At 71.0% G+C, this 8,746-nt stretch carries 8 protein-coding genes and 1 riboswitch; of the genes, 1 reads left to right on the top strand and 7 read right to left on the bottom strand.

The window, feature by feature from the left end; genetic code table 11:
* Nucleotides 1-144: 144 nt before the first annotated feature.
* Nucleotides 145-1,104: a LysM peptidoglycan-binding domain-containing M23 family metallopeptidase gene (locus JS521_RS25225; protein ID WP_205085226.1), complete on the bottom strand. Its 960-nt coding sequence runs from the start codon at nucleotides 1,102-1,104 to the stop codon at nucleotides 145-147.
* Between the two features lie 5 nt (nucleotides 1,105-1,109).
* Nucleotides 1,110-1,268: riboswitch (cyclic di-AMP (ydaO/yuaA leader) on the bottom strand.
* Nucleotides 1,269-1,712: 444 nt separating this feature from the next.
* Between JS521_RS25225 and JS521_RS25220 the strand changes: the two genes are divergently transcribed.
* Nucleotides 1,713-2,525: a tyrosine-protein phosphatase gene (locus JS521_RS25220; RefSeq protein ID WP_205085225.1), complete on the top strand. Its 813-nt coding sequence runs from the start codon at nucleotides 1,713-1,715 to the stop codon at nucleotides 2,523-2,525.
* Between the two features lie 19 nt (nucleotides 2,526-2,544).
* Here the strand turns inward: JS521_RS25220 and JS521_RS25215 are convergent, their stop codons facing one another.
* From JS521_RS25215 to shc, 6 genes are all read right to left on the bottom strand, one after another.
* Nucleotides 2,545-2,718 carry a DUF6126 family protein gene (locus JS521_RS25215; protein WP_205085224.1) on the bottom strand — a complete coding sequence of 58 codons (174 nt, stop codon included), beginning with the start codon at nucleotides 2,716-2,718 and terminating at the stop codon, nucleotides 2,545-2,547.
* A gap of 65 nt (nucleotides 2,719-2,783) precedes the next feature.
* A complete protein-coding gene (locus JS521_RS25210; RefSeq protein WP_205085223.1) occupies nucleotides 2,784-3,392 on the bottom strand; it encodes a helix-turn-helix domain-containing protein in 609 nt (202 codons plus the stop codon).
* Between the two features lie 67 nt (nucleotides 3,393-3,459).
* A complete protein-coding gene (locus tag JS521_RS25205; protein ID WP_205085222.1) occupies nucleotides 3,460-4,857 on the bottom strand; it encodes an aspartate aminotransferase family protein in 1,398 nt (465 codons plus the stop codon).
* Nucleotides 4,854-5,873: an adenosyl-hopene transferase HpnH gene (gene hpnH / locus JS521_RS25200; RefSeq protein ID WP_010058015.1), complete on the bottom strand. Its 1,020-nt coding sequence runs from the start codon at nucleotides 5,871-5,873 to the stop codon at nucleotides 4,854-4,856. Before hpnH ends, JS521_RS25205 begins: the two co-directional genes overlap by 4 nt.
* Before the next feature lie 5 nt (nucleotides 5,874-5,878).
* Nucleotides 5,879-6,526: a phosphorylase family protein gene (locus JS521_RS25195; RefSeq protein ID WP_205085221.1), complete on the bottom strand. Its 648-nt coding sequence runs from the start codon at nucleotides 6,524-6,526 to the stop codon at nucleotides 5,879-5,881.
* Nucleotides 6,526-8,526 (bottom strand): squalene--hopene cyclase, encoded by a 2,001-nt coding sequence (gene shc / locus JS521_RS25190; protein WP_205085220.1) that lies wholly within the window; start codon nucleotides 8,524-8,526, stop codon nucleotides 6,526-6,528. The genes JS521_RS25195 and shc overlap by 1 nt, the downstream gene beginning before the upstream one ends.
* Between the last annotated feature and the right edge of the window lie 220 nt (nucleotides 8,527-8,746).

Here is an 8,746-nt window from a genome sequence, read left to right as displayed (position 1 = left end):
CCCGTTGTCCCCACCCCCCCCTATATCGGGGGTGGGCGGGGGTGTTTAACCCCCCCCGGGTTTTTTTTTTTTAACCCCCTAAAAACCCCGGGGGGGGGGCCCCCCCCCCCCCCCCCCCCTCGGATACTTCTCGTCGCCGCTCGGTCAGAGGGAGACGCCGTGCTGACGCAGGTAGGCGATCGGGTCGACGTCCGAGCCGTAGCTCGGGCCGGTGCGGACCTCGAAGTGCAGGTGCGGGCCGGTGGAGTTGCCGGTGGAGCCGGAGAGGCCGATCTGCTGGCCGCCGGTGACGGTCTGGCCGACCGAGACGTTCAGCGAGGACTGGTGGGCGTACTGGGAGTACATGCCGTCCTCGTGCTGGATGACGACCTCGTTGCCGTACGAGCCGCTGTTGCCGGCCGAGACCACGGTGCCCGGGCCGATGGCCAGGACGGGGGTGCCCGAGGCGGCCTGGAAGTCCGAGCCGGTGTGGTAGCCGCTGGACCAGCTGGCGCCGGAAGCGCGGTACTGGGTGGTGACGTTGGCGTTGGCCAGCGGGGCGGACCAGCCGGAGCCGGTGGCCTCGGAGGAGCCGGTCTGCGCCGAGGCGCCGGAGCCCTCGGAGTCGTCGGCGGAGATGGTGTCGCCCTTCGGGGCTTCGTCCTTCGGCGCGGCCTTCGGGGCCGGTTCGGCCTTCTTCGGGGCGGCCTTGGGGGCGGCGGACTTCTCGGCCGGGGCGGAGCCCTTGGCGCCGAGGGTCAGCTTCATGCCCGGGTGGATCAGGCCGGGGTCGTCGCCGACGGTGGAGCGGTTGTCCTGGTAGAGCTTCTCCCACCCGCCCTTGAGCTGGTGCTCGGCGGCGATCTTCGAGAGGTAGTCGCCGGAGACGACGGCGTACGTCTTCGGGGCGGCCTTCGACGCGGCGGGGGCGGCGGCCGGAGCGGTGTGCGCGGCGGCGACCGAGGCGGCGGCCGGCTTGGCGGCCGGGGCGGTGTGGCCCGCGGCGTTCGCGGCTGTGGCGCCGATGAGCGGGAGGGCGAGTGCGGCGCCGCCGGTGCCTGCGGCGAGGACGCCGCGGGAGATCGGGCCGGACTTGGGACGACGGTGCTTACCCTTTGCGGGCATGGGGGAGTTCCTCTCCGGCGCCTGCGAGGTGAGCTGTCGGGTTCGGGCTGGAGATGCCCGGTCGCGTTGCGGCGACTTCACCCCTAGCCGGCCCGGATCGCTCCGGATCGGCGGCTTACCTGGTTCCCCCGCTCCTGCCACACGTGAGTGGGTGGGTGCGAATTCCGGGCGGCGGCAGGATTAGGCGATCCGTCCGGATTGACGGTGACCGTAAACCGGTCAGGACGGGCGGAACAAGCCATCGGTTGCGCGACGGAATCATCGATTCGATATCGCTCCGGATTTCCGGTCACACTCCGTGGATTACGGATCTTGGATTTCCGTGCGGAGAACGGGAATGGCTCGGGGCGCGTTCGCCACGGACCGTCACGGATATGATCCCGCTCACCTCCGAAATCCCATCTCCCCCATTAGCGGGGCATGTTCTGCGAAATACACCAATACGGACATGCCGCAGGCGACGCCTCTGACGTCCAGTCAGGCCGGACCGCCCGGCGCTCCGCATCGAGGAGGGAACCGTGATGATTTTCCGCCGAATCGATGTCGTATCGTCACGGGAGCGCCCTCGCCGGCGAGCCGCGCCGACGCCAGAGATCCCAGGAGCCACCGTGACGCAGCAGGTGCCGCAGGTCCCGCCGACAGAGACCGCGCTGACCGGAGTCCGCAACTTCCGCGACGTGGGCGGGCTCCCCACCACGGACGGGCGGCGCACCGCCTTCGGCCGGCTCTACCGCAGCGGCCACCTGGCGCACGCCACCGCGGAGGACGCGGCCTTCCTCGGCGGTCTCGGGCTGCACACGGTCTTCGACTTCCGCCACTCCGCCGACCACAAGCTCGACGGGTTCGACATCGAGCTGGCCGGTGTCCGCAATGTCAGCATTCCGCTCTCGGACCCGGCCGACGGCGCGGAGTTCTGGCGGCTGGTGGGCGACGGGAACATCGAGCAGCTGCGCTCGGTCCTCGCGGACGGCAAGGGCGTCGACCGCATGATCCGGATGTACCGCGCGACGATCGAGGACCGCACCGCCGAACACAGCCGGGTCCTGCACGCCCTGGCCGAGGACAGCGTCCCGGCGCTGATGCACTGCGCGGCGGGCAAGGACCGGGCCGGCCTCTCGATCGCGGTCGCCCTGCTGGCGGTCGACGTCCGGCCGGAGGCGATCGAGGAGGACTACCTCAAGTCCAACGACCTCCACCGCCGGTACAAGGTGAAGCGCACCGACACGTCCCGCGACGGCATGTCGCCCGAGGTGATGGAGCTGTTGGACCCGCTCTTCGGAGCGCGGCCCGCCTACCTCGCGGCGGCCTTCACGGCCATCGAGGAGAACTGGGGAACGACGGACCGCTACCTGTCCGAAGGGCTGAAGGTCTCCGCCGAGACCCGGGAGCGACTGCGCGAGCGCCTGCTCGACCAGGGCTGATCCCTCCGGCGGCGGGCCGTCACTTGCTCCCGGCCACCACGAAGAGCAGGTAGAGGAAGCCCGCGATCACGTGGCCCGCCACCAGGTAGGCGAAGAGCCGGATGACGACACCGCGCGGCATCCGCTTCTCCTGCGGGTCCTCGTTCGGGCGGCGGCCGGGGCCCAGCGGATCATAGTGTTCGGAATCGGACATGACGGTCCTCTCTGCCGGCCTCGCGGCCGGTGAAGTGAAGGATGCTGCGGGCGGCCGACAGCCGGTCAGCGCGCGTGGAGGCCGTTGCCGAGGCAGAGCTCGGCGGCGGGACTCTGCAACAGGGAGTGGACGAACAGCAGCTCCGCGCCGCAGCGGTCGACGGCCGCGATCCGATGCGGGGTGAGCGAGTCGAAGTGGGCGCTGTCGCCGGGTTCGAGGTCGTGGACGGTGTCGCCGAGCCCGACCCGCAGCCGGCCCTCCAGGACGTACAGCCACTCCTCGCCGGGGTGGACCCGCACCAGGTCGCCCTGGGCGCCGTACGGGACGCGCACCCGCAGCGCCTGCATCGCGCGGCCGGAACCGCCCGCCTGCCGGTACATCCAGCCGTCGGCCTCCGCCCCCTCGAAGCCGCCACCGCGCACGATCGCGTCCCGTTCGGGCGGCTGCTCGCCGAGCAGCTCGGAGACCGTCGTACCGTAGATACGCGCGAGGCCCAGCAGCATCGGCAGCGAGGGCTGCCTGCGGCCGGTCTCCAGCCGGGAGAGATGGGCCGGGGAGAGTCCGGCCCGCTGGGCCGCGGTCTCCAGGGTGAGGCCGCGGGCACGACGCAGATCGCGCAGTCGGGGTGCGACGCCGGGGAGCTCGTCCGGCGCCCCTTCGTCCGGAGGGTTCATGCCTCTATTGGGCCAGGACTTTTCCTCTGAGGCAAATAACTTGCCTCAGAGGCAAACGCCCGCCAGGTCAGCGGTTGGCCACGGCCTGCTTGACCAGCGTCCGCCCGAAGTCCCACATCAGCCCGCCGCCGCTGTGCGCGTCGTCCATGACGGAGGTGAACGCCGTCACGAACCGTTCCACCTCCGCGTCCCCGATGACCAGCGGCGGGATCAGCTTGATCACTTCCAGGTGGTCGCCGGAGACCTGGGTGAGGATCCGGTGCTTCTGGAGCAGCGGCACCACGACCATCTGGGCGAAGAGCCCCTTGCGGGCCGCCTGGAGCATGGTCCAGCGGCTGCGGAGCTTCAGCGAGGAGGGCCGGCCGAACTCGATGCCGATCATCAGCCCGCGGCCGCGCACCTCGTGCAGCAGTTCGTAGCGGTCCACCAGGGCAGCCAGCCGCTCACGCAGCAGGTCGCCGGTGCGCCGGGCGTTGGCGACGGTCTCCTCGTCCTCCATCACCGTCAGGACGGCGAGCCCGGCCGCCATCGCCTGGGCGTTGGAACCGAAGCTCGCGGAGTGGACGAGGACCCGGTCCATCGAGGAGTAGACCTTGCGGAAGATCCAGTCCTTGCCGAGCGTCGCGCCGACGGGCACATAGCCACCGGACAGCGCCTTGGCCACGCAGACCAGATCGGGTTCCACCCCCTCCTCGTGCTGGTAGGCGTAGAAGTCGCCGGTCCGGCCCAGACCGGTCTGCACCTCGTCGGCGATCAGGAGCGCCTTGTGCCGGTGCAGCAGCTCCTGGGCCTCGCGCAGATAACCGGGCGGCGCGGCGTGCACGCCCTTGCCCTGGATCGGCTCGACGACCAGGGCCGCGACGTCGCCCCGCTTCAGCTCACGGCGCAGCGCGTCCAGGTCGCCGAGCGGGACGGCCGTGTCGGGGAGCAGCGGCGCGAACCCGTCGCGGAAGCCGCTCTCGCCGTTGACCGACAGGGATCCCGTCGTGAGCCCGTGGAAGGCGTGGTCGCAGTAGAGGACCCGAGGCTTCCCCGTGGCGTACCGGGCGAACTTGAGCGCCGTCTCGACCGCCTCCGTGCCGCTGTTGCCGAAGAAGACGCGGTCCAGGTGCGGGCTGTGGTTCAGCAGCTTCTCGGCGAGCAGTCCGGGCAGCGGCTGGCAGTCGAAGCGGGTGAGGTCGGCGAGCTGGGCGTCGAGCACGTCGTGGAGGGCCTTGCGGACGACCGGGTGGTGCCGGCCGATCCCCATGACGCCGAACCCGGCGAGCATGTCGAGGTAGTCGTTGCCCTCCGCGTCCCAGAAGTACGCGCCCTCGGCCCGCTCGTAGACCTTGTCGAAGCCGATGGTGTGCAGCATGCGCGGCAGCTGGTGGTTGAGGTGGCGCGCATGCAGCTCGTACCGCTCGGCCCCGCGCTCGGCCAGGAGCCGCCCGAGGTCGAAGCCGCCCGGCCCGCCGTCCGTCACCGGTTGCCGCCCACGCTCTCCCGCGCGGCGCGCAGCGACTCCTTCAGCGATCCCATGGTGGCGAGCACGGCGGTGGGTTCGTAACCGCAGTGCGCCATGCAGTTGGCGCAGCGCGGGTCCTTGCCCCGGCCGTACTTCTCCCAGTCGGTCTCCTCGATGAGCTGACGGTACGTCGGTACGTAGCCGTCGCTCATCAGGTAGCAGGGGCGCTGCCAGCCGAAGAGGGAGTAGTTCGGGATCGCCCAGGCGGTGCACGGGAAGTCCGCCTTGCCCTCCAGGAAGTCCAGGAAGAGCGGCGAGTGGTTGAGCCGCCAGCGGGCCCGGTTTCCGCCGGCGAAGGCCTTCTTGAAGAGCTCGCGGGTCTGCTCGACGCCGAGGAAGTGCTCCTGGTCGGGGGCCTTCTCGTAGGCGTAGGCGGGCGAGATCATCATCTCGTCGACGTGCAGGTCGTCGTTGAGGTAGTTGAGGACCTCGATGATGGTCTGCGGGGTGTCGGTGTTGAAGAAGGTGGAGTTGGTGGTGACGCGGAAGCCGCGCGCCTTTGCCTCCTTCATCGCGGCGACGGCCTCGTCGAAGACGCCTTCCTTGGCGACCGACTCGTCGTGCCGCTCGCGCAGCCCGTCGATGTGCACGGCGAAGGCGAAGTACGGGGACGGGGTGAACTTGTCGAGCTTCTTCCGCATCAGCATCGCGTTGGTGCAGAGGAAGACGTACTTCTTCCGGGCGACGAGCTGGCGCACGATCTCGTCGATCTGCGGGTGCATCAGCGGCTCGCCACCGGCGATGGACACCATGGGGGCCCCGGATTCGAGCACCGCGCCCACCGCCTGGGCGACCGGCATGCGCTGCTTCAGGACACCGGCCGGGTGCTGGATCTTGCCGCATCCCTCGCAGGCGAGGTTGCAGGCGAACAACGGCTCCAGCTCGACGATCAGCGGGAACTTCTCACGCTTGCGGAGCTTTTGTTCGAAGAGATACGTCGCAACCTTGATGGTCTGGCGGAGCGGCATGGCCATCTAGCTCACCTCCTGGGGAGCAGTAAAGATCGGTGCCATTCGTAGAAAGCCGGAAGGACGACACGAAGTACGCGGAACGCCGATATTCCACCGCGGACCGTGCCGATACGGACGAGCTCATGCTCTGGAGCGTCCACGACCACCCGGACGGCCGCAACCGGGCGCGGTCCGTGACACAGGGCGGTACGCAGTGTCGCGGCGGACTCCATGTCGACCGCGATGGCCCCGCCCGCCCGCAGCGCGGCCCGCTCGGGCCCCCGTACGACGTGGTCGGAGCCGGTCAGCGGGCCGGTGTGGACCCTGCGGCCGGGGAGGGCGCGGGTGAGGGCGGCCACCAGGACGCCGGTGCCCGTGCAGGGGGTGGTGCCGTCCGCGTCCCGGGTCTCCTCGGCGACGACGAGGTCCCCGGGGTGCATCCCCGGGGCGAGCCCGGCGCAGAAGCCGGAGGCGATCACGGCGGCGTCGGGCACCCCGCCGGGGCCCAGGAGGCGCGCCACGGCCGCCTCCGCCGCCCGGGGGCCCATGCCGGTGCGCAGGACCCGGACCGGGCCCGGGGCGCTCCTGCCGCTGCGCAGGGCCACCTGCTCGATGCCGAGGGCGCAGGCGACCAGCAGCGGCGTCACGGGGCTCCCGGGGCCGCGCGGATCGCCCATCAGGCCCCCTCGGCGACGTCCGGGCGGTTCACGAACGGATCGCCGTACACATACCGCCCGAGCGCGGTGAGGGGGAAGACCTGGCGGTAGAGGTGGTAGTTGATGGAGAAGTCCCACGGGAAGCCGGTGCCGGTGAAATACGGCTCGTCCCAGGAGCCGTCGGCCTGCTGCGCCTCGGTGAGCCAGGTGACGCCCCGGGCGACCGCGCGGGTGTCGCGGCGGCCCGCGGCGAGGAGGGCGAGCAGCGCCCAGGCGGTCTGGGAGGCGGTGGACTCACCGTGCCCGATCCACTTCTCCTCCTGGTAGGAGCGCAGGTCCTCGCCCCAGCCGCCGTCGTCGTTCTGGACGGACTCCAGCCAGGTGACGGCCCGGCGGATCGCGGGATGCCCGGCGGGCAGTCCGGCGGTGATCAGGGCGGGCACCACGGACCCGGTGCCGTAGACGTAGTTGACGCCCCAGCGGCCGAACCAGGCGCCGCACGCCTCCTGTTCGGCGAGCAGCCACTCGATGCCCTCGCGGGTACGGGGGTGGCTGGCGAGCCCCTCGACGGCGAGCATCTCCACGACATGGCCGGTGACGTCGGCCGAGGGCGGGTCGATGACCTCGCCGAAGTCGCAGAAGGGCAGGCGGTTGGGGAAGGGGCTGGTGTTGTCGGCGTCGAACGCGCCCCAGGCCCCGTTGCGGGACTGCATCCCCAGGTTCCAGCGGACCCCGCGGGCGATGGCGGCTTCCAGCCGGGCGGGGTCGGGGTGGCGCACCCGGCGCAGCGCCAGGACGACCTCGGCGGTGTCGTCGATGTCCGGGTAGTTGTCGTTGTGGAACTCGAACGCCCAGCCGCCCGGGGGCAGTTCGGGTTTGCGGACCGACCAGTCGCCGGGTCTGGTGATCTCCTCGGCGAGCATCCAGTCGGCGGCCTTCACCAGGGCGGGGTGGTCGGGTCCGAGTCCGGCGTCGGCGAGTGCGATGGTGGCCAGGCAGGTGTCCCAGACAGGCGACTGGCAGGCCTCGATCATGCGGGCGCCGTCCTCTCGGTGGACGGCGAACCGGTCGAGCGAGGCCAAGCCCGCTTTCATCACCGGGTGGTCGAGGTCGTAGCCGAGGAGGTGCAGGGCGATGACCGAGTAGACGGCGGGCGGCTGGATCCCGCCCCAGCAGCCGTCGTTCTCCTGGCGCTCGATGATCCACCGGGCGGCCACGTTCATCGCAATACGGCGCAGCGGGCGCGGGGCGACCTTGTGGTAGAGGTGCAGCCCTTTGTCGAGGCGCTGGAAGAGTCCGTCCCAACTGGTGGGCGGGGCAAGCTTCCTGGCCGGGTTGGGGTGGTCCGGGTCGGTGTGCAGCTCGTCCAGCGGGAAGGGCGCGGGCCGCACCGGGCGCTTCGCGGAGACGATGGTGAGCGGCACGATGGTCTGCCGGGCCCAGCAGCCGAAGTCGTAGATGTTGAGCGGCACCCACTTGGGGAAGAACATCAGCTCGGGCGGCAGTTCGGGGAGGTCGTCCCACTTCCACCAGCCGAACAGGGCCAGCCAGATGCGGGTGAAGACACGGGCGGCCGCGATGCCGCCCTGCTCCCGGATCCAGCCGGAGGCGCGGGCCATGTGCGGTTCGTCGGGGCGGTCGCCGGCCAGCCGCAGGGCGACGTACGCCTCGATGGTGGCGGAGAGGTCGCCGGGTCCGCCGTAGAAGGTGTTCCAGGTGCCGTCGCCGAGCTGTTCGCCGCGGATGAAGAGGGCGGACGCGCGAGTGGTCTCGGGGTCCTGGATGGAAAGGAACTGGCGCAGGAGCAGGTCCTCGGCGTCCATCGTGACGTTGGTGGCGAGGTCGCCCTTCCACCAGCCCTGCTCGTCCTGCCTGCCGAGGAGGTGCTCCACGGAACGTTCCGCGGCCTGCCGCGCGATGTCGGTGACATCGTCGGCGGCGGTTCTCGTGTCGGTCGGATCGGCGGCAGGGGCCCCGGCGGTCTTCGCGGCCCCGGTCGATCCATCGGTCGTCGCTGTCATGAGCTTCCCCTTACGTGCAGTCGGTTCTCTGCTGTGCTGGGGTCTCCGTGGGGCCGGGGCCCCGGGGGGGGGGGGGGCCGCGGGGGGCCCCCCCCCCCCCGGGGGCCCGGGCTGTAAGACAAGCGCCGGTAGAAATAGCGGCCCGGGGCACCGCCCGGGGGGACCCCCTTTGGCGCCCACACCCCCCGGATAATGGGCCCCCCCACACAGGCGTCACAGA

The organism is Streptomyces durocortorensis, from assembly GCF_016901035.1.
Classification (GTDB): domain Bacteria; phylum Actinomycetota; class Actinomycetes; order Streptomycetales; family Streptomycetaceae; genus Streptomyces; species Streptomyces durocortorensis.
This window is presented reverse-complemented; position numbering and strand designations above follow the sequence as displayed.